At 31.7% G+C, this 20470-nt stretch carries 19 protein-coding genes; 8 read left to right on the top strand and 11 right to left on the bottom strand.

Translation table 11 applies throughout. The features are described from left to right. Positions 1 to 30 precede the first annotated feature (30 nt). From HYN86_RS15440 to HYN86_RS15415, 6 genes are all read right to left on the bottom strand, one after another. The gene (locus HYN86_RS15440; protein WP_113678848.1) at positions 31 to 1131 is read right to left on the bottom strand and encodes an AI-2E family transporter; all 1101 of its coding nucleotides are present in this window, start codon (positions 1129 to 1131) and stop codon (positions 31 to 33) included. 103 nt (positions 1132 to 1234) lie between these two features. Further along, positions 1235 to 1765: a mechanosensitive ion channel domain-containing protein gene (locus HYN86_RS15435; RefSeq protein WP_113678847.1), complete on the bottom strand. Its 531-nt coding sequence runs from the start codon at positions 1763 to 1765 to the stop codon at positions 1235 to 1237. An 11-nt stretch (positions 1766 to 1776) separates the two neighbouring features. Continuing rightward, complete coding sequence (locus HYN86_RS15430) at positions 1777 to 2361, bottom strand: Maf-like protein (protein WP_113678846.1); 585 nt, start codon at positions 2359 to 2361, stop codon at positions 1777 to 1779. Beyond that, on the bottom strand, positions 2354 to 3280 hold the full coding sequence (locus HYN86_RS15425; RefSeq protein WP_113678845.1) for a geranylgeranylglycerol-phosphate geranylgeranyltransferase: 927 nt from the start codon (positions 3278 to 3280) through the stop codon (positions 2354 to 2356). The genes HYN86_RS15430 and HYN86_RS15425 overlap by 8 nt, the downstream gene beginning before the upstream one ends. A gap of 77 nt (positions 3281 to 3357) precedes the next feature. Next, the gene (locus HYN86_RS15420) at positions 3358 to 3885 is read right to left on the bottom strand and encodes a KdsC family phosphatase (RefSeq protein WP_113678844.1); all 528 of its coding nucleotides are present in this window, start codon (positions 3883 to 3885) and stop codon (positions 3358 to 3360) included. Beyond that, a complete protein-coding gene (locus tag HYN86_RS15415; protein ID WP_113678843.1) occupies positions 3869 to 4630 on the bottom strand; it encodes a Rossmann-like and DUF2520 domain-containing protein in 762 nt (253 codons plus the stop codon). Before HYN86_RS15415 ends, HYN86_RS15420 begins: the two co-directional genes overlap by 17 nt. Before the next feature lie 332 nt (positions 4631 to 4962). On the opposite strand from HYN86_RS15415, the gene ccsA reads away from it, so the two are divergent. Continuing rightward, positions 4963 to 8178, top strand: a complete 3216-nt coding sequence (gene ccsA, locus HYN86_RS15410; protein ID WP_113678842.1) for a cytochrome c biogenesis protein CcsA — start codon at positions 4963 to 4965, stop codon at positions 8176 to 8178. Positions 8179 to 8249: 71 nt separating this feature from the next. Here ccsA and HYN86_RS15405 read toward each other — a convergent pair whose 3' ends face one another. From HYN86_RS15405 to HYN86_RS15395, 3 genes are all read right to left on the bottom strand, one after another. Next, positions 8250 to 8978: a DUF3667 domain-containing protein gene (locus HYN86_RS15405; protein WP_113678841.1), complete on the bottom strand. Its 729-nt coding sequence runs from the start codon at positions 8976 to 8978 to the stop codon at positions 8250 to 8252. 105 nt (positions 8979 to 9083) lie between these two features. Beyond that, on the bottom strand, positions 9084 to 9872 hold the full coding sequence (locus HYN86_RS15400) for an anti-sigma factor (RefSeq protein ID WP_113678840.1): 789 nt from the start codon (positions 9870 to 9872) through the stop codon (positions 9084 to 9086). Next, positions 9872 to 10402: an RNA polymerase sigma factor gene (locus HYN86_RS15395; RefSeq protein ID WP_113678839.1), complete on the bottom strand. Its 531-nt coding sequence runs from the start codon at positions 10400 to 10402 to the stop codon at positions 9872 to 9874. Before HYN86_RS15395 ends, HYN86_RS15400 begins: the two co-directional genes overlap by 1 nt. Before the next feature lie 860 nt (positions 10403 to 11262). Here HYN86_RS15395 and HYN86_RS15390 point away from each other — a divergent pair. Then, positions 11263 to 11841, top strand: a complete 579-nt coding sequence (locus tag HYN86_RS15390) for a glutathione peroxidase (RefSeq protein ID WP_113678838.1) — start codon at positions 11263 to 11265, stop codon at positions 11839 to 11841. Between the two features lie 148 nt (positions 11842 to 11989). Here HYN86_RS15390 and HYN86_RS15385 read toward each other — a convergent pair whose 3' ends face one another. Beyond that, entirely contained in the window at positions 11990 to 12487 is a 498-nt protein-coding gene (locus tag HYN86_RS15385; RefSeq protein WP_113678837.1) for a GNAT family N-acetyltransferase, read from the bottom strand. Positions 12488 to 12494: 7 nt separating this feature from the next. Next, positions 12495 to 13670, bottom strand: a complete 1176-nt coding sequence (locus HYN86_RS15380) for a thioredoxin family protein (protein WP_113678836.1) — start codon at positions 13668 to 13670, stop codon at positions 12495 to 12497. Positions 13671 to 13847: 177 nt separating this feature from the next. Here HYN86_RS15380 and menD point away from each other — a divergent pair, with 177 nt between their 5' ends. From menD to HYN86_RS15350, 6 genes are all read left to right on the top strand, one after another. Further along, positions 13848 to 15509, top strand: coding sequence for a 2-succinyl-5-enolpyruvyl-6-hydroxy-3-cyclohexene-1-carboxylic-acid synthase (gene menD, locus HYN86_RS15375; RefSeq protein WP_113678835.1), 1662 nt, complete (start codon positions 13848 to 13850; stop codon positions 15507 to 15509). Positions 15510 to 15600: 91 nt separating this feature from the next. Further along, positions 15601 to 15942 carry a DUF2853 family protein gene (locus tag HYN86_RS15370; protein ID WP_113678834.1) on the top strand — a complete coding sequence of 114 codons (342 nt, stop codon included), beginning with the start codon at positions 15601 to 15603 and terminating at the stop codon, positions 15940 to 15942. A gap of 145 nt (positions 15943 to 16087) precedes the next feature. Continuing rightward, positions 16088 to 16939 (top strand): CvfB family protein, encoded by an 852-nt coding sequence (locus HYN86_RS15365; RefSeq protein ID WP_057117910.1) that lies wholly within the window; start codon positions 16088 to 16090, stop codon positions 16937 to 16939. Between the two features lie 805 nt (positions 16940 to 17744). Then, entirely contained in the window at positions 17745 to 18578 is an 834-nt protein-coding gene (locus HYN86_RS15360; protein ID WP_091498989.1) for a 1,4-dihydroxy-2-naphthoyl-CoA synthase, read from the top strand. Positions 18579 to 18674: 96 nt separating this feature from the next. After that, positions 18675 to 19637: a 1,4-dihydroxy-2-naphthoate octaprenyltransferase gene (menA, locus tag HYN86_RS15355; RefSeq protein WP_113678833.1), complete on the top strand. Its 963-nt coding sequence runs from the start codon at positions 18675 to 18677 to the stop codon at positions 19635 to 19637. A 31-nt stretch (positions 19638 to 19668) separates the two neighbouring features. Beyond that, a complete protein-coding gene (locus HYN86_RS15350) occupies positions 19669 to 20346 on the top strand; it encodes a metal-dependent hydrolase (RefSeq protein ID WP_113678832.1) in 678 nt (225 codons plus the stop codon). The last annotated feature ends 124 nt before the right edge of the window (positions 20347 to 20470 follow it).

Here is a 20470-nt window from a genome sequence, read left to right as displayed (position 1 = left end):
AAGAATATAAGGAATAAATAGATTTTCTATTTAATTATTAACTGCTGCTTTTCTGGTTCTCCATCTAAATTTCCGCGGTACATGATTTCCCATTAAATAACCCCAAGGCGAAAGGGATTCAATTCGATCAAATATAATTTTTAAAATAGCTAAAAGCGGAATGGCTAAAAACATGCCCGCGATTCCAGCTGCAGCGCCTCCAACAATAATTCCCATAATAGAAACAAATGCATTGATTTCTACTTTAGAATTAATAATTAACGGCACAAGTAAGTTATTGTCAATAAACTGAACAATTATATTCACGATTAGAATTCCTAAAATCACAGACGTATCTGCTGAACCGGTTAAAGAAGCTAAAACGGTAATAACTCCGGCAATTAAAATCCCTATGTAGGGAATTAGATTTAAAATACCCGTTATCAGTCCAAGCAGTATAAAATATTTAATGCCTATAATCCATAAACCTAGACCTGTAAGTACAGAAACAACAAGCATTTCAATAATCAAACTAACAATATAGTTGTTTACAGAAACTTTTATCTGCGAAAGAATATCTTTTAAAACAGTATGATTCTGCGGACTTATCAACTTTGCTAAAAACAATTTAAAATGTTCTTTATATATTAGAAACAGAAACGTATAAATTACGATAATAGTACTATCCAAAAGAACATCGCTGATAGATATTATCGAAGAGATTATCGTAGCCTGGCCATTTTTAACAGAATCTTTGGTAACGGTGTCCAAATATTTTTTTTGCTCGCCAATACTTACTTGAAAATTTTCTCTAATAAACTTATGAATTTCAATGATAAAAGAATTAGCATTTTTCTTGATTGTTCCAAAATCATTGGCCATATAAGTGACCTGATAGGAAATGAAAACCAAAATTCCGACAATAAAAGATAAAAAAATCAAAAGGCAGACTATGGCCGCAAGGTGTCTTGGAAATTTAAATTTTGTATTTAAAAATGTAAAAATGGGAAGCAGTAAAACGGCAAATAAAAATGCCATTAAAACTGGAGTAATTATATCTTTTCCGGTACAAAAGATAAACGCAAAACAGATTAAAATAACAAGTATAAAGGAAAGTTTTGCATAAAAAGGTAAAGTAATTGGCCGATTCATTTTTTGAAGATTTTGCTGAATTTATAAAACAAATATTACACTTTATTTGCTCTATTCTGTTCTAGCTTTTCTTCTCGGCGTTATACAATTCCCATTAGAACTTTTAATCAAAGAATTCTCTTTCTTCGTATTTTGCAGGAATTATTGAAATTCCCTTTTGCAGCAATAAATTATTTGGAAAGATAATCTTTTCTCCTTCCTTGGTTTTTAAACTAACGTGAAAAGTATTAATATCTTCGATTTCTGCTTCGATGGGAAAATCTTTATCATGGATTTTTATGGTGTCTCCAATTCTAAAAGGAAAAGAGAAAAATAAAATCATTCCAGAAGTTACATTGCTTAAAATAGACCATTGGGCAAACATGGCAACTCCAATTACAGTGGCAATTGATGAAATGGTAATAAAAATATCCTGCGTTTCTACACCCCAGACAACAATCAAACTAGTTGTAATTAAGATATTCATCAAGATATTGATATACTTAATAACTAAGTTGGTGCGGTTTTCAAACAAATGACTTGTAGCAGCAAAACGTCTTATTAAATTGGCAATTAAAACTCGAAGTACAATTAGTACTAAAACAAGAATTATGGTAACAAATATTTCGCGGCTATACTCTTTAAAGGAAAACATAAATAATTTTTTTAAACTAATGTAGTCAAAAATTCGTAAACTTTTGCTGTTGGAAGTCCCATAACATTGGTGTAAGAACCTTCAACTTTTGCAACTGCCATAAAACCAAACCATTCCTGAATTCCATAAGCTCCAGCTTTATCGTAAGGTTTATAATTTTCGATGTAATATAAAATTGCTTCATCTGATAAATCATTAAAAGTAACTTTTGTAACATCATGTAATAGGGTAGAAGATTCAGTTGTTTTAAAACAAACAGAAGTAATCACATCATGCGTTGTATTTGACATCGATTTGATCATAGCAAAAGCTTCCTCTGCATTTTTTGGTTTCCCTAATGCTTTATTCTGATGCCAGACAATCGTATCGCTGGTTACTAGAATTTCATTTTCTTTCAATTCACCTTCAAAAGCTTTGGCTTTTAGTTCAGCCAGATAATCGGTTATTTCAACAGCTTTTAATTCGGGCGGATAAATTTCTTCAACATCTTTTAAGCGAATTTCAAAGTCAAGATCTAAATCTTTAAAAAACTGCTGTCTACGTGGAGAACCAGATGCTAAAATGATTTTATATTTTTTTAGTTTTTCTCTAAGCATTGTATTTGATGTTTAAGGCAATAACCAATATAGATAAAATTCCGAAGAATAAGATAAGTTTTAGAATGGTACTCAAATGGTGAAAATCTTTTTGAGATTTGGCCGTAAATATTTTTACAATGAAATATAATAAAGGAGCCAAAACGGCAGCAAACCAATACAAAACAGCAATATAAAGCTTGTTTTCCATAAAATAGGTATTGCAATAAAGTGCTGACAATATAAAGGTAATAACTGCAAACCCTAAAGCAATTTTTGCAGCCCTGTTAATTCCAATAGCAATAGGTAATGTATTCAATCCTTGATTGTAATCGCCATTTACATCTTCAATATCTTTAACAATTTCACGAATAAAATTAACCATAAAAGCAAATAGGGCATAATCCGTCAAAATGGAAAAAAGACTCGCCATTTGAGCTTGATTTTCGCTGGTAGTCGCTGGAAAAAGATCGAAAACACCAATCATTAAAACACTTACAGCAAGAAGCAGCGCAACTACAAAATTGCCCAGAATCATGATTTGTTTTAAAGTTGTTGCGTAAAAATACAACAGAGAAGCAATTAGTATAAAAAGCGACGCAAATGTCGGCCTCAAAATAATATTCGATAACAGAAAACCAATGGCAACACCAGAAATATTTAAACCAATGTAAATATTATAAGCAGCTGTTTCTGTTATTCCTCTGCCAACCACAACATTATTAGGTTTATTGATACTGTCTGTTCCAACATCATAAATATTGTTAATGACATAACCCGCTGCTGCCAGTAAAACAGTACTCAAAACCAATAATCCGTATTGCCAGTCTGATAAAGCTAATGGAATATTCTGCTGTTTTAAAAAGGCATAACGAAATATAAGCTGCATAAAAGCAAGCATTAATAAGTTTTGATAACGAATAAGTTTTAGGTATTTCATTTTTTTAAGTTGCAAAGGTTCTGAGGAACAAAGGTTCAAAGGTTTTTTTAACTGAAAACTGCGACTGTGACTGTGAACTAATCGTGTTTTCCATTAAAATATTCCATCCATTTTCCCTGCACTTTCATAACCTGTTCGATAACATCTCTTACAGCGCCGCGTCCGCCTTTTACGTGTGAAATATAACGGCTGATATTTTTAATTTCTGGAGCTGCATCTTGGGGACAGGTAGGAAGCCCAACTAATTTCATAACATGAAAGTCAGGAATATCATCTCCCATATACAACACATTTTCCTGTTTAATATTATAAGCCTCAGTGTATTCTTGAAAAGTTTTTACTTTATCAGGAGATCCTAAATGGATATCAGTAATACCTAAATTTTGAAGACGAATACGGACACCTTCATTGCTTCCGCCAGAAATAACGCATACTTTGAAACCGCTTTCGATTGCTGCTTTCATAGCAAAACCATCACGAATATTCATTGTTCTCAGCATTTCACCTTCGTTGGTTACAAATACTGAACTGTCTGTAAGTACGCCGTCAACATCAAAAACAAAAGTTGTGATGTCATTCATTATTTCTTTATAACTTTTTGCCATTATCTTGTATAGATTGTGTTAGAATTTTATAGATATTTTTTTTGTTTTCATCTTCTAAAAAAGCCAAATGCGCATTGATTGTATTCGAATCTTCGCGTTTTGCAGGACCTGTCTGGGCTTCATTAGGATCTAGTGTATTAATTTTATCAGCTGTTTCCTGAATCAAAGGCCTCAAAATTGCAAAAGGAACTTGATTTTCTTCGCAAATTTCCTGACCAATCTGATAAAGATGATTCGTAAAATTATTTACAAAAACAGCTGCCACATGAAGTGCTTTTCGCTGTTCAGAGTTTATCAAGTAAACAGCTGTGGAAATACTTTTAGCGACAGATTCCAAAAGCTTAAAATCGACTGTATTTTCTGCTTCCAGACAAAAAGGAATAACAGAATAATCTACGTTTTTACTTTTAGAAAAAGTCTGAAGCGGATAAAAAACACCACGACGATTTTTTTCATCCAAAACATCAATTGGAGATGTTCCAGAAGTATGTACAACAAATTGATTGTTAAAAGGAAGCTGTTCTGAGACTTCAGAAATAGCATTGTCTGAAACTGCAATTATGTGCAGGTCAGCAGTCTGTAATTCACTGTAATCAGAAACAATCTTTTCATAAGCCACCAAATGACTTAAAGCTTCTTTATTTCTTGAAAAAACCTGTTTAATTTCTACAGTTTTGCTAGCATCAAAAGCTTTTATCAAATGTTGCGCAACATTTCCCGAACCAATAATTGTTATCTGAATCATAAGAGCAAAATTAGTATTATTTTTTATAAAGATAATTTGTAACGAAAAGTTTTGCGCTAGATTATATCTAATAAAATCATTTTTACTATAGTTTTATTTTCTAAAAGCCAAAGCTAAAGTCTGATAGTATTACAATTAAGATTTCTATCCGATGAAAATTTAAAAAAACAATGAGAATCTAATGCTTATCATTGTAGAAATAAACGTACAAAATTGAGAATTTGATTAATTTTCATTACATATATTTGGTTTTTATTAACAAATATCACATACTGCAAATCAACATTTTTAAGTACTTTTGTGCCACTTTTATACAATGTAATTCCTTAAAAATGGATAAAAAAATATTCTCTTTTTTGTTTTCTACACGATTAATGGCTGTTCTTTTTTTAACATTCGCAATTGCAATGGGTGTTGGAACTTTTATCGAAAGTAAATACAATACCGATACAGCCAGAATACTTATTTACAATACTTGGTGGTTTGAGGCGATAATGCTGGTTTTTGTGATCAATTTCTTCGGAAACATTAAACGTTATCAACTGCTTAAAAAAGAAAAGTGGGCAACCTTCTTACTGCATATTTCTTTTATTTTCATCATTTTAGGAGCTTTTATTACACGTTACATTAGTTATGAAGGAATGATGCCTATTCGCGAAGGCGCTGCAGAAAATCAAATTTACTCTGATAAAACTTTCTTGACCATTTTTGTGGATGGTGAATATAAAGGAGAAATGAAAAGAAGGGTTTTTGAAAAGAATCTTTTATTATCTCCTGTTACCAATAATGATTTCAGTGTTTCTGGGAAATTTGATGAAACTCCGTTTGAAGTTACTTACTCTAATTATATAATGGGAGCCAAGGAAGTGGTTAAACCGGATCCAAGTGGTACTTTATATCTTAAATTAGTCGAAGCTGGTTCTGGAGGGCGTGAAGAACATTATCTTAAAGAAGGTGAAGTTCAGAACATTCATAATGTTTTATTTGCTTTAAATAAACCAACTGACGGAGCAATTAATATTAATACGACTGGTAAAGAATACACCATTCAAACGCCTTTTGAAGGGGAATTTATGCGAATGGCAGATCAGTTTAAAGGAAAAGTTACTAAAGATAATGTACAGCCTTTAATGATGCGTTCATTATATAGTATCGGTGATATTCGTATTGTGTTCCCAGATCCGCCAATGAAAGGAAAAGTCGATTATGAATCTAATAATGATTTTAAAGCTAAATCTCATACAGATGCTTTGGTAGTAAAAGTTAAAGCCGAAGGACAAGAAAAAGAAGTAATGCTGATGGGCTCTAAAGGCCAGATTGGTGAAGCTAAAACGGTTAAAATTGGTAATATTGAATATTCTTTATTTTATGGAAGTAAAGCCTACATTTTACCTTTTAAAATAAAATTGAATGATTTTATAGCAGAAAAATATCCTGGTACCGAAAAAAGTTATTCTTCTTATAAAAGTAAAGTTACTGTTCAAGATTCTACAGAAACTTTCAATTATGACATTTTTATGAATCACGTTTTAGATTACAAAGGATACCGTTTCTTCCAGTCTTCATTTGATCCAGATGAAAAAGGAACTGTTTTATCTGTAAACCATGATTTTTGGGGAACTAACATTACTTATTTGGGGTATTTTTTACTTTATATAGGACTTATGGCAATTATGTTTACAAAACATTCTCGTTTTGGTGATTTGAAACGTAAACTAGAATCGGTTAAAAAGAAAAAAGAAAAGCTAATTACAATTTTAGTTTTAATGTTGAGTTTGAGCGGTTTTGCGCAGCAGTCTCCGCATGTTCATTCTCATGATCACGATCACGCACATACTGCAGATCCAAATGATCACGCGAATCACGTTACTGCACCGCCAAGCAAAAAACAATTGGATTCTTTATTAAATATCTATAAAGCTCCAGAAGCACATGCAGCAAAATTTGGCCGTTTGATTATTCAAGATGCCGGCGGTAGAATGAAACCGATCAATACATTTTCTTCTGAATTACTTCGTAAAGTAAGCCACGATGACAAATACAATGGAATGAATTCTGATCAAGTTTTCTTGTCTATGACACAGTATGCTCAGGTTTGGATTCAAATTCCTTTGATTTATATTAAATCTGGAAATGATAGTATCCGAAAAATTATTGGAATTGATTCTAAAGATAAATATGCGCCATTTGTAAAATTCTTTGATGAGCAGGGAAATTATAAATTATCTCCTTATTTAGATGCTGCATACAAAGCTGCAAATCCAAACCAGTTTGAGAAAGATTATATCGAAACAGATAAAAAAGTAAACTTAATGGAATCTGCTTTAAGCGGTAGTATATTGAGAATATTTCCAGTTCCGAACGATCCAAATCATAAATGGGTTTCTTATTTAGAACGCAATAATAATGGCTTTAAAGGAATGGATTCTACTTATGTAAATCAAATTCTGCCATTGTATTTTAGTGCGTTAAACAATGGATCTATTGCCAAAAACTTTGATACTGCAGATAATTTAGTTGAAAGTATTAATGGTTTTCAAAAGAAGTTTGGCGCTAAAGTAAGACCAAGTGAAGAGAAAATTGACGCTGAGATAGCTTACAATAAATACGACGTTTTTCAAAAATTACCGTATTGGTATATTACAGTAGCAAGTTTTATGTTCATTTTTATTATTGTGAACATTTTCTTTGAGAAAAAATGGCTTCGTATTACCATAAATGGTTTTCATGTTTTAGTTGGATTATTATTTGCAATTCATACATTAGGATTAATTGCACGCTGGTATATTTCTGGCCACGCACCGTGGAGTAATGCTTACGAATCAATCGTTTACGTAGCTTGGTCGACAATGTTCTTCGGATTGGCTTTTGACAGAAAATCAAAATTAACAGTGGCGTCATCTGCTTTTGTTACTGCTATGATTTTAATGGCGGCTTACATGAACTGGATCGACCCTGAAATTGCAAACTTACAGCCAGTTTTAAACTCGTATTGGTTAATGATTCACGTTGCAGTTATTGTAGGTAGTTATGGTCCAACTGCATTAGGATTTATTCTAGGTTTTGTTGCACTACTGTTAATTTTCTTTACAACGGAGAAAAATAAAGCCAAAATGGAACTTAATTTAAAAGAGATTACATATATCAACGAAATGGCTTTAACAATTGGTTTGATCATGCTGACTATTGGAAACTTCTTAGGCGGACAATGGGCAAACGAAAGCTGGGGACGTTACTGGGGCTGGGATCCAAAAGAAACTTGGGCTTTAATCTCGATTATGATTTATGCATTTGTAATTCACGCCCGTTTTGTTCCTGCTTTAAGAGGAAAATGGTTTTTCAACTTAATGAGTATGTTTGCATTTGTTTCAATTCTATTTACTTATTACGGAGTAAATTTCCACTTAGTTGGTTTGCATTCTTACGCAAGCGGAGAAGCGCATTCATTAAGCTGGGTTTATTACACTTTGATTTCTATTAGTGTTATTGGAGCTGTTACTTATCCAAAATATAGAAAATACTATAAAAGCAAAAAAGTAAAAAAATAGATAATTACATTAATTATTGATTCATTTAGAAAAGCTCAGTTTATACTGAGCTTTTTTATTTTGTAAACTATTTAAAAATTTCCTGTAACCAAGAGGACTATACTCACCGCAATTAAAAAGGTGAATAAAAAAATGAGATGACTTAAAATGGATAAAAAGAATGCTTTCGTTTTTGAAATTTTATTAAAAAACTGAATATTCGTCCAAAAAATGAGCAGAGTTCCAATTAAGTAAGTTGCAAGTGAAAACTGCTGTAAATCATGTTTTTGGTTAAAATAAAACAAGATAGGAAATGTCAAAATTTGAACAGAAATTCTTTGTGAAGCTTTAAAAGTATTCAGTACAAAAAATTCAACAAAATTATAACCTTGATTTCTAAAAACAATAAAAGTTCCAATTGTATAAAAAGGTATTGTCGCAATTGTTACCCAAGAAAAATGTGTTGTAATCCATTCTGTTAAACTTTCGTAATCAATATTATCTGAAGATTTGCCGGTAAAGTAATGAATGTTAAAGTAATGATAGAGAAAACCATAAAAAGTTGCAAGAAGAACAAGTAATGATAAAGGTTTGAAATGTCTTACTCGTTTTCCCTCAATAAATTCACGCACAGAATGCCCTGGTCTTGTAAAAAGTTCTCTTAAAGAAAAAAGAATTCCTTCGTCAAAATGCAATAACCCATGCTGTATATCATGCCATAAAAAATGGCCGTTTATTTTATGTGTTTCTGCAGATTGTCCGCAATTATTACAGTAATTACCACTAAAAACCTGATGGCAGTTTTTACATACAATTTCCATTTACTGCGATTTATATTTATAAATTACTGTTTTACATCTGATTAAAAATACAAAAAAAACGCATATTAATGAATATGCGTTTTTCGTTTGATGAAGTCCTAAGCTTTAAACTTTTCCTAAAGTATACAGTTGTTCCATTGTTGGAGTTAAACTTCCGCCCGCAGGTTCCAATGTAATTCCGAAAGCTTCTGCCGAATCGGTTTGGCTTACAGCAAATATTTTTTGTGAATTTCCTTCAAAATTATCCAGTAAACCAATACTTGTAGGCGTAAGAACCGGACTTAATTTTAAAGACCAAACTTGGTAAACCATTCCTTTTGGAGGATCTGGCAGACCAGCAGCATCAATATAAGTTGTTTTTGTTTCTTTGTTCCAATATACTTTTGCAAAAGATGTAGGAGAAACGGCTTGACCTCCAAGAGTAACACCCGTATTTTTAATATCTCTAACAATACTCAAGTTTTTCTCCGTCTCTTTATTCTGCTGATTTAAGTAAGCATATTCTCTTTGGATCTTATTTTTCTCATTTCCAACAGTTGAAATAGCTTCCTGAGTTTTTGTTAATTCTAAGGTTTGATACCCTAACCCGAGTAGTAACAAGACTGCAGCCGCCCAGCCAACATACTGCGACCAGTTTGACGCCGGTTTCATGTCGACTACTTTGCCGTGTTTAAGCTCTAAACGGGCTTTTATTTTCTCAAAATTCTCTACAGAATGGAAAGGTGAGAAGCTCGACGACAAAGCAATTATTGCCTTTTCTATCGAAATAATTTCCTGATCAACTTCAGGATTTTTTTTTGCCAGTTCAGCTATTTCTAGGTTTTCCTTTTCGCTTAATAAGCCATATACGTACAACTCTAGAATTCCTGATTCTATATATTCTTGTGCTTCCATTATATTTTTAGGTAATTACGTAAATCGTTAATACAGTTTCTGTTTTGTGTTTTTATGGTACCAAGCGGCAATGCTAATTCTTCCGAAGCTTCTTGCTGCGTGTATCCTTTAAAGAACAACAAATTGATGATTTCGATACATTTTGGTTTAAGCTTCTTTACGAACTCCTGAATTCCAATTGCATCAAGTTTATTAGCTAATTTATTACTGTCATCTAACAGATTTACGAAATTATCTGAAGAAAGGTTTTTTTGGCTGTTATTATAATTTTTAGAACGAAGCTTGTCGATCGAAGTATTGCGGGCAATATTAAGAATCCAAGTATAAAATCGTCCTTTGCTTTCATTATAAGAATCGATGTTCTTCCAGATTTTGACAAAGACGTCTTGCAAAACATCTTCTGCTTCTTCGCGATTTTTGATTAGGACATGAATGACAGAAAATAAACTTTTAGAATACATATCGTATAAATGTGTAAAAGCTTTTTCGTCCTTTTTGTAAATTAAAACTAACAATTCTTCTTGACTCATAGATTTGGATTTTTAAGTTTAAACATAAAAAGTTAGACAGCTGATGGTAACCAGTTATAAAGATAATTTATTTTTTTGTGATTTTTTTTATTTTTTTTTGTACTCCGATCCCTAGGAAAATAAAGGGTTTAGAAAAAAAAGTGATTTTTTTTACTTTTTTTTAAAACCAAAAACAATCTGCTTACGTAAATAACTTTAGAAGTAGGAAAAAGATCATATTAAAATGAAAGAGATTCTAAAACTTAGAGTATGAAAACCAGAAATATGATAAATATACTAATAGTAGGATTGACAACTGTTTTAGCATTGACTGTTATTAATAAGAGTGATTTTAGAAAACAAGCTGTTCAATATTATAAATTAAAAAACTAACGAATATGAATTTTATAAAAATAGTTATTCTGGTAGTTTTTATTTGCGTGTTTGTAAAGCTTTATAAAGAATAGGAAAGTGAATGACGTTCTTTTAAATTCCTAAAAAATAAGAAACTAAAAATATAGTATAGTTGATGCACTCGGACTTCCAAACCGAAGATTTTTTTAATTGTCAAAATAAATTATATAAGAAGTTAAGTTTTAAAACATACAAGCCATTAAAAATTTGAAAGATTGTTTTGACAGTGGGGGTTAAGAAGATTTTCACTATAACCGAGTCATCAACTATAATTTTAATAAAAGATATTCGATATAAAAGATTGCATAATAATTAATTCATGGTTTGATTTGTTTGTATGGGGGGAAGCCTAACGTCTGATTAACGTTAGGCTTCATTTTTTTATTTAACTTTTGATTAATACAATTTAATGTAACAAAAGGGTTTTAGTAAAGCGGATTTTAGCTAATTTTATAAAAAATTATACGATGAAAAATATAGCAATTTTAGTTTGCAGTGCACTATTTATGATTGCATCGCAAGTTCAGGCTCAAACGAGCCATAAACCTAAAACAGAAATTATGGCAAAAGAAAACATTTATCAATTTAAAGTTGAAGATTTATCAGGAGATACTTTTGACTTTGCATCTTTAAAAGGTAAAAAAATCATGATTGTCAATACAGCATCAAAATGCGGTTTGACTCCTCAATACAAAGATTTAGAGGCAATTTACAAAGAATATAAAGATAAAGGTTTTGTAATTGTAGGTTTTCCAGCAAATAACTTCGCTTCGCAGGAACCTGGAACAGCAAAAGAAATTGAGTCTTTCTGCCAGCAGAATTATGGCGTAACTTTCCCAATGATGAACAAAATTTCAGTAAAAGGAAATGATATGGCTGATATTTATAAATTTCTGACTCAGAAATCTAAAAATGGTTTACAGGATTCTGAAGTAGAATGGAATTTCCAAAAATACTTAATTAATGAAAAAGGAGAATTGGTTAAAGTAATTAAACCAAGAACTTTACCAACTGATCCAGAAGTTATTAATTGGATAAAAGGTTAATAAATAAAGTGATAAAAAAAATCCGTAAATCTTAAATTTTAAGATTTACGGATTTTTGTTTGTTTGTCAGAATGAGCGAAGTCGAAGTCCTCTTTGCTGAATCACTTTTCTGTACTTCGACTTCGCTCAGTTCTGACAACAAATAGTATTATTTTAAAATTAACTGCATAAAAACCAAATCCAGCCAGTGATCAAATTTGTAACCCACTTCGCGAATTGTACCTGTTGCAACAAAACCGAATCTTTCATGAAAGGCAATACTTCCGGCATTATCAGCATCGATTGCGCCAATCATAACGTGATAACCTTGTTCTTTTGCCAAGCGAATTAATTCTGTCAAAAGTTTAGAACCAATTCCTTTTCCAATTACATTATCTACTACGTAAACAGAATGCTCGACGGTAAATTGATATCCAATTTTTTCACGAAACTGTCCGTAGCTTCCAAAACCAACCACTTCACCATCTAAATCGGCTACAATAACCGGAAGATTTTTAGCCGTTTTATCGTCAAACCATTTCTTTTGAGCTTCTAAAGTTTGAATTTCATAGCTGTAATTGGCCGTTGTATGTAAAATAGAATGATTTACAATTTCTAATATCTTTTGTAAATCATCTGTAGCTGCTGGTCTTAAAACGATGTTCATGTTTATTTTATTTTTTGTTTAGTTCTGCTAGCAAAGCGTCTGTATCCTTAGAATCCCAGCCCATTTCTTTTGAAATAGATTTAGCTTCTTTAGCATATTCTAAAGCTTTCTTTTTATCTTTTATTTTATTATAAAGTCTGGCTTGAAGCAAGTTACCATCATAAGAATCATTTAATTCTAAAGAATGATTTACCCAGAAAATTGCCTTTTTCAAGCTTTCAGCATCATCAATATGTTTCAGATAAGTATTTCCAATTTCTTTTAAAAAACTGGCATCATTCCAAACTAATTTTTGAGTGTCTTCAATTGTAACGTTTTTATAAAAATCCCATTTTTCAGTTCTTTCGGCCAAAGTTAAATCATATTTAAAAACCAGAGAATCTGTTTTTTGTAATCGAATCGATTTGGCAACTTCTCTCTGTTTATGATAGTTTATAGTGTCTAAATTATCTACTAATGGACGAAGCAATTCGTTTACAATACTTTCAATTTTGCGATCAATTCTATTTTGCGAAGCCACAGCAGCAAATTCTTTTTGATGATTTAAAACGTATTGAAATTCTCTTGATTTGATATCTGTAACGCCGTTTGCAATAACTCTCCAATTCAATTCACTAATTAATTGTGCATCAGACTGTGTGCTTAGGTATTTATGCGTTGCGGGAGATAACTCAGTTCTGTCTTTTCCTTTTTTTAAAGTATTTAAATAAGTAAAATATTTATCTGAATTACTCGGATCTGCCAGAAATTCCTTTTCTAAATAAGGCAATAGCATTTTCGGATTTAAAGCGTAATGCAATTCGTTGAGAAATTCCGCCTTTTTCATTTCACCTTTTAAAGCATAGGTCAATGTTTCATTAGCATTCAAAAATAAAAAAGTAGGAAGAGATTTTGTATTGAATTTATTTTTTAAAGCAATTCCTTCTTCTTTTTCAATGTTTTTATACGTACATACAAAATTTTTATTCAAAAAATCCATAACTGCCGGATCGCTTAAAACTTCACTTTTCATTAAATTACAGTGCGGACACCAATCTGCATAAAGCATTACAAAAAGAGGTTTTCCTTCTTTTTTAGCATTTTCCAGTGCTGTTTTATAAGGAGTATCAACAGGAACAAATTTATTTTGAGAAATTGCGGTTTGAAAAGTTACAGCTAAAAATAGTACATATAGAAAACGCATAGATGGTCTGGCTTATATTAATAATTCGATTTTACAAATATATTTCCTTTTTCGAGAAAGAGACTTAATATATTCCTAATTATAATTTAAATCAAGTGCGAAGTTTGTAACTTTGTAAACAAGATTAAGAAAATCAAATCGAGGATTTTCTTTAAAAAAAAGTAATACGCGATCAGAATGATTTACCCCAAAATAGCGCTTGCACAAAGCATTATCGAAATTTTATCTGCCAAAGGCATCATTAATATTATTATTTCTCCAGGATCTAGAAACGCACCATTAACCATTGGATTTGCTCAAAACCCTAATTTTAAATGTTATAGTATTGCAGACGAGCGCTGCGCTGCTTTTTTTGCTTTAGGAATTGCGCAGCAGACCAAACAGCCAACTGCAGTGGTCTGCACTTCTGGATCGGCTTTATTAAACTATTATCCGGCTTTCGCGGAAGCGTTCTACAGCCAGATTCCGTTAATTGTAATATCTGCAGATCGTCCTCAGAATAAAATTGATATTGGAGACGGACAAACTATTCGACAAGAAAATGTGTTTCTAAATCATTCTGTTTTCAATGCAAATTTGACCGAAGACGCATCAGAAGAAAATGATTTAAAAATCAATCTGGCAGTAGAAACGGCAATTCAGCAAAAAGGACCAGTTCACATCAATGCGCCTTTTGAAGAACCTTTATATGAAACTACTGAAGAACTTTTAGTGCAGCCAAAAATTACAAATCTTGAGTCTGACAATTCTTCAAAAACGATAAAAAATAGTGATGAATTTGTTTCTATTTGGAATAATGCAAAACGAAAATTAATCTTAGTCGGAGTAAATGAAGCGAATGTTATTGATAAGGAAATAATAGAAAATTTAGCTTCAGATCCTTCGATTGTTGTTTTAACAGAAACAACTTCGAATCTTCACGATCCAAGTTTTATTAATAGCATTGATACTTTAATTACACCTTTTGATGATTCTGATTTTAAAGAATTTAACCCGGAAGTTTTAGTTACTTTTGGCGGAATGGTGGTTTCCAAAAGAATCAAAGGATTTTTGCGAAAATACAAACCTGAGCATCACTGGCACATTGATACTTTGCGTGCTTACGATACATTTGGTGCATTGACCAAACATTTTGAAATGCTGCCAAATGATTTTTTTAAAGATTTACTTTCAAAAACATCTTTTGTAGAAAGTGATTATTTTAAAAATATTGAGGATGTTTATAAAACGCGGCTAGTTAAAAGAAAAGAGTATCTTAACCAAATTGATTTTTCAGATTTCAAAGTTTTTGAGAAGGTTGTTGAAACACTTCCTAAAAATAGTATTCTTCAAATTAGTAATAGTTCGGCAATTCGTTATGCCCAATTAGTTGATATTGATGATTCTATAGAAGTTTTCTGCAATCGAGGAACCAGCGGAATCGACGGCAGTACATCAACTGCGGTTGGAGCATCAGTAGGAAATTCTAAGCAAACAGTATTTATTACTGGAGATATTAGTTTTCTATACGACAGCAATGCACTGTGGAATTCTTACATACCAAAAAACTTTAAAATAATACTAGTAAACAATGGAGGAGGAGGAATTTTCAGAATTCTGCCAGGACACCAAGAAAAACCTGTTTTTAATACTTATTTTGAAACTTCTCATCAATTAACAGCAGAACATTTAGCTAAGATGTATCAATGTAATTACTTTACAGCTAGTGATTTAACATCATTGAATAGTAGTTTAAAGTTGTTCTATGAGGCAAGTGATGCGCCTGCAATTTTAGAGATTTTTACGCCGACAACAGCAAATGATATTATTCTTAAACAATATTTCAAAAATCTAATCTAATTTTTTGTAAGTTAATTTTTGTTAAAAATTAGTTTTTATTGGTGATAATTTTTAGTTTTGGCTTTAGAAATAATAACCAATACATAATATTATGAGCAAAAGAGAAGAACTAATTGTGAAGTATGCTTCAGATTTAAAAGAAAAATGCGGCGTAACTCCAAATATGGATTTACTAACAAAAGTTACTATTGGATGTGGACCATCTATTTATAATAGTGATTCATCAACAGTAGCCGCAAGTCAGCAATCTGAATTGGACACAGTTAAAAACAACTTTTTAATTAAAAAATTAGGTTTAAAAGACGGGCCAGAATTAATGGAAGCAATTCAAGCTGTATTAGAAAAATACGGTAAGTCTAACAAACACAAATACAGAGCAGTTGTTTACTATCTATTAACGGTGCACTTCAAAAAAGAAAGTGTTTATAAATAGTATTCTGGAATAAATTAAAGCGTCATTAATATGGCGCTTTTTGTTTTTACTACTTAACCAAAACATTTTTCTATTTACCATTTTCAAACTTCGTACCTTTGCAGCTCATAAACTTAGTTGCTTATCAACTTAGAACGTTAAAAAAATGCTTGAAATAGGAAAATACAATACACTTACTATATTACGTGATACCAAAGTTGGTTTGTTTTTAGGTGATCCTGAAAATGATCCAGAAGGAATTCACGATGTTTTACTTCCAAATAAATATGTTCCCAAAGAGTTTGAAATTGGGGAAGAATTAATCGTTTTTGTTTACTTGGATCACGAACAGCGACCTGTCGCAACAACTTTAGTTCCTTATATTTTATTGAATGAATTTGCGCTTTTGAGAGTAAATTATATCAATAATGTGGGCGCATTTATGGATTGGGGAATGGAAAAAGATATTCTTGTTCCGTTTAAAGAACAAGCCCGTCCTATGGAAAAAGGAAAACGTTATTTGGTTTATTTATATATGGACAAACAAACCAATCGTTTGGTGGCATCTAGTAAAACCAATCAATTCTTAAATAATGACCAATTAACGGTTGAAAAAGGAGAAGAGGTTGATTTAATTGTTTCTCACATAACAGATATGGGAATTAATGTAATCATTAACGAACAGCATAAAGGTCTTTTGTACAAAGACGAAGTTTATGACGACTCAATTAGAACCGGCGATAGAATGCGCGGTTATATCAAAAATATTCGTCCTGATAATAAAATTGATGTGGCGCTTCAAGTACAAGGAGTTGAGAGTATTGAACCTAATGCAGAGAAGGTTTTAAGTGAATTAAGAGCCAGCAGAGGTTTCCTTCGCTTAAATGATAATTCTCACCCAGAAGACATTAAAACGGTTTTGAAAATGAGTAAAAAGTCATTTAAAAAAGCCATTGGATCTTTATACAAAGAGAAATTAATAGAAATTAAAGAAGACGGTATATACTTGATAAACTAAAATTTATTAAAAAAAAACAATATTTTAAAATTCCAAATTCCAATCTATCTACTAGATTGGAATTTGGAATTTTTTATTTTTGGAATTTACGAAGTAATGTTATTATAACACGAAAGGCTGCTCATTACAAGCAGCCTTTCGCTTTTTATTCTCGTTTTAAAAAAAATTGTAATTAAAAAAAAACAGAAATAAAATAATTCGAATCCATCTCAGAATAATAGCTTTAAAAATTTTAGAAATTACCCCATTGATGGTATGTCTTTTAAACAATCAATGCAAAAATCTTAAAAGCAAAAAGATAATTTCACGGCTTAGTCCATTGGTTTATAAATAACTTTTAGAAAGTGTGAATTAGTACTTTTTTCTTCTTTTTCGTTATCATTCATATACTAATTATAGATACAATTCTAACATTTAACCTTAGGTGTTACTTTTTTCTTTTTGAAGTTTCGACAAACACATAAATCATTTGCTCATTAATTCGGGATCTGTTACTAAAAACCGTAAAAAAATGAGCGACAAATTTTTTAAATTTTCTCAAAAAAATCATTTTTTAGGTTAATAAATCAGTGAAAGAAAATCAATCTGAAATCAATGAAAGAAAATGTATCTCGTTGATTTCTAGGGTGTAAAATTAATTATTATTTTTCTAAACTAATGTTAAAAAATGTTATTTTTTGGAAGCTCAGGCTAATTGTTAACATTCCGAGTAGTTTTTCGTTAAAGACTTAAAGAGAATTGAGTAGGTAAAAATGTAAAAATGCCTTATTTTTACCCTATAATTGTTTAAATAAAATAAATCAAAATGGATTGGATTACAGCCAGAGAATTTGAAGATATAACCTATAAAAAATGTAATGGAGTAGCGAGGATTGCTTTTAACAGACCAAATGTTCGAAATGCTTTCCGTCCTAAAACTACTTCAGAATTATACCAAGCTTTTTATGATGCACAGGAAGATACTTCAATTGGAGTTGTTTTACTTTCTGCTGAAGGACCATCTACAAAAGACGGAATTTATTCTTTCTGCAGCGGAGGTGACCAAAATGCGCGCGGACACCAAGGATATGTGGGAGAAGACGGCCAGCATCGTTTAAATATTCTTGAAGTACAGCGTTTAATTCGTTTTATGCCAAAAGTTGTTATTGCTGTTGTTCCAGGATGGGCTGTAGGCGGCGGACATAGTTTGCACGTAGTGTGCGATATGACTCTTGCGAGTAAAGAACATGCCATTTTTAAACAAACAGATGCAGACGTAACGAGCTTTGACGGAGGTTACGGATCAGCATATCTGGCTAAAATGGTTGGTCAGAAAAAAGCGCGTGAAATTTTCTTTTTAGGTAGAAATTACTCTGCTCAAGAAGCTTTTGAAATGGGAATGGTTAATGCCGTAATTCCGCATGACGAACTTGAAGCTACTGCATACGAATGGGCTCAGGAAATTCTTCAAAAATCACCAACTTCTATTAAAATGCTGAAATTTGCAATGAACTTAACTGATGACGGAATGGTCGGACAGCAAGTCTTTGCAGGAGAAGCAACTCGTTTAGCATATATGACAGAAGAGGCCAAAGAAGGAAGAAATGCATTCTTAGAAAAAAGAAAACCAAATTTTGGTGAAAATAAGTGGTTACCATAAAATTAATAAATAGTTTAAGGTTTCAAGTTTCATGATGCACGTTCTGTGGATAACTTGAAACTTCAAACGTGAAACAAAATAAAACTAAAAGAATAAATGAAACATTGGATTGAAGCCGCAAGACTGCGCACCTTACCTTTATCAGTTTCCGGAATAATAGTTGGAAGTATTTATGCTTTATCAAATCCAACAGAAACTATTAATACTCCAACAGAAGTTTTTAGCTGGAAAGTATTCGGTTTTGCTCTTTTGACAACTCTAGGATTGCAGGTTTTATCAAATTTTGCAAATGATTATGGTGATGGAGTAAAAGGCACTGATAATGAGGATCGAATTGGACCGAAGCGCGCTATTCAGAGTGGTGTAATTACCCCTCAAGCGATGAAAAAAGCCATTATTATTACATCATTACTGACTTTATTATCAGCAGTGATATTGATTTATTTCGCTTTCGGAAGTGATAATTTTGGATATTCGATTTTCTTTCTATTATTAGGTATTGCTGCGATAGCTTCTGCAATTCGCTACACTGTGGGTAATTCTGCTTACGGATATAGAGGTTTTGGAGATCTATTTGTATTTATTTTCTTCGGATTGGTAAGTACTTTAGGCGTAAACTTTTTGTATGCAAAAGAAGTCGATCCACTTTTAATTCTTCCTGCCGTAGCAATTGGTTTATTGAGCGTAGGGGTTTTAAACCTTAATAATATGCGTGATCAAGAATCAGACAAAAAAGTTGGTAAAAATACAATTGTAGTACAAATGGGACCTGCAAAGGCAAAAGTTTACCATTATACTTTGATTATTACAGCCATGCTTGCAGTAGTTATTTTTGCTGTTTTGAGTAGTTACAATTTTGATCAATATTTATTTCTATTGGCATATATTCCATTAACTAAACATTTAATTACAGTTTATAAAAATCAAGATCCTAAGTTATTAGATCCAGAATTGAAAAAACTGGCATTAAGTACATTTTTACTTTCTATTTTGCTTACAGTTTGTATGATTTCGTTGATCTCAGACATTATTGTAAACTTGTTTCTAGGAGGTAGATAAAAAACAATCGTTAAACTTAAAACTTAACAAAATGAAAATTACATTTTACGGACACGCTTCTTTAGGTATAGAAGTGGGTGGAAAACATATTATTGTGGATCCGTTTATTACAGGAAATCCGCAGGCAGCAGCAATTGATATCAAAACGCTTAAAGCAGATTATATCTTGCTGACACACGCACACGGCGACCACGTTTTAGACGTAGAAGCTATTGCAAAAAATACAAATGCAGTAATTGTTTCAAATGCTGAAATTACCAGCTATTATGCCAAAAAAGGCTTTAATTCGCACCCAATGAATCATGGCGGAAACTGGAAATTCGATTTTGGTAAAGTGAAATATGTAAACGCTATTCACTCCAGCAGTTTTCCTGACGGGTCTTACGGAGGAAATCCTGGAGGATTTGTTATCGAAGGCGAACATAAAAACATTTATATCGCTGGAGATACTGCATTAACTTACGATATGAAATTAATTCCGCTTCGCACAAAATTAGATTTGGCAATTCTTCCAATCGGAAACAACTTTACAATGGACGTAGAAGATGCGATTATTGCTTCAGATTTTGTAGAATGCGATAAAATTTTAGGTTATCATTTTGATACTTTTGGTTATATCGAAATCAATCACGAAGAATCTATTCGCAAGTTTTTTGATAAAGGCAAGGATTTAATGCTTTTACAAATTGGTGAATCTATAGAATTATAATAATTCACTATATCTTTTGAGGGTTCTAATACTAATTGGAACCCTCAAAAAATAGTTCTTATATCAGGGCTAAGTCACTCATTTCCATAAAAAAGTTATTTGGCATAATCTATGTTATTTATAT

The organism is Flavobacterium fluviale (genome assembly GCF_003312915.1).
GTDB lineage: Bacteria > Bacteroidota > Bacteroidia > Flavobacteriales > Flavobacteriaceae > Flavobacterium > Flavobacterium fluviale.
The sequence above is the reverse complement of the archived record's forward strand: the minus strand, read 5'-3'. Positions and strand labels throughout refer to the sequence as shown.

Excerpts from the sequence above, each read along its gene's own strand:
- HYN86_RS15440 (WP_113678848.1), bottom strand. The coding sequence starts at position 1,131 with ATGAATCGGCCAATTACTTTACCTTTTTATGCAAAACTTTCCTTTATA.
- HYN86_RS15435 (WP_113678847.1), bottom strand. The coding sequence starts at position 1,765 with ATGTTTTCCTTTAAAGAGTATAGCCGCGAAATATTTGTTACCATAATT.
- HYN86_RS15430 (WP_113678846.1), bottom strand. The coding sequence starts at position 2,361 with ATGCTTAGAGAAAAACTAAAAAAATATAAAATCATTTTAGCATCTGGT.
- HYN86_RS15425 (WP_113678845.1), bottom strand. The coding sequence starts at position 3,280 with ATGAAATACCTAAAACTTATTCGTTATCAAAACTTATTAATGCTTGCT.
- HYN86_RS15420 (WP_113678844.1), bottom strand. The coding sequence starts at position 3,885 with ATGGCAAAAAGTTATAAAGAAATAATGAATGACATCACAACTTTTGTT.
- HYN86_RS15415 (WP_113678843.1), bottom strand. The coding sequence starts at position 4,630 with ATGATTCAGATAACAATTATTGGTTCGGGAAATGTTGCGCAACATTTG.
- ccsA (WP_113678842.1), top strand. The coding sequence starts at position 4,963 with ATGGATAAAAAAATATTCTCTTTTTTGTTTTCTACACGATTAATGGCT.
- HYN86_RS15405 (WP_113678841.1), bottom strand. The coding sequence starts at position 8,978 with ATGGAAATTGTATGTAAAAACTGCCATCAGGTTTTTAGTGGTAATTAC.
- HYN86_RS15400 (WP_113678840.1), bottom strand. The coding sequence starts at position 9,872 with ATGGAAGCACAAGAATATATAGAATCAGGAATTCTAGAGTTGTACGTA.
- HYN86_RS15395 (WP_113678839.1), bottom strand. The coding sequence starts at position 10,402 with ATGAGTCAAGAAGAATTGTTAGTTTTAATTTACAAAAAGGACGAAAAA.
- HYN86_RS15390 (WP_113678838.1), top strand. The coding sequence starts at position 11,263 with ATGAAAAATATAGCAATTTTAGTTTGCAGTGCACTATTTATGATTGCA.
- HYN86_RS15385 (WP_113678837.1), bottom strand. The coding sequence starts at position 12,487 with ATGAACATCGTTTTAAGACCAGCAGCTACAGATGATTTACAAAAGATA.
- HYN86_RS15380 (WP_113678836.1), bottom strand. The coding sequence starts at position 13,670 with ATGCGTTTTCTATATGTACTATTTTTAGCTGTAACTTTTCAAACCGCA.
- menD (WP_113678835.1), top strand. The coding sequence starts at position 13,848 with ATGATTTACCCCAAAATAGCGCTTGCACAAAGCATTATCGAAATTTTA.
- HYN86_RS15370 (WP_113678834.1), top strand. The coding sequence starts at position 15,601 with ATGAGCAAAAGAGAAGAACTAATTGTGAAGTATGCTTCAGATTTAAAA.
- HYN86_RS15365 (WP_057117910.1), top strand. The coding sequence starts at position 16,088 with ATGCTTGAAATAGGAAAATACAATACACTTACTATATTACGTGATACC.
- HYN86_RS15360 (WP_091498989.1), top strand. The coding sequence starts at position 17,745 with ATGGATTGGATTACAGCCAGAGAATTTGAAGATATAACCTATAAAAAA.
- menA (WP_113678833.1), top strand. The coding sequence starts at position 18,675 with ATGAAACATTGGATTGAAGCCGCAAGACTGCGCACCTTACCTTTATCA.
- HYN86_RS15350 (WP_113678832.1), top strand. The coding sequence starts at position 19,669 with ATGAAAATTACATTTTACGGACACGCTTCTTTAGGTATAGAAGTGGGT.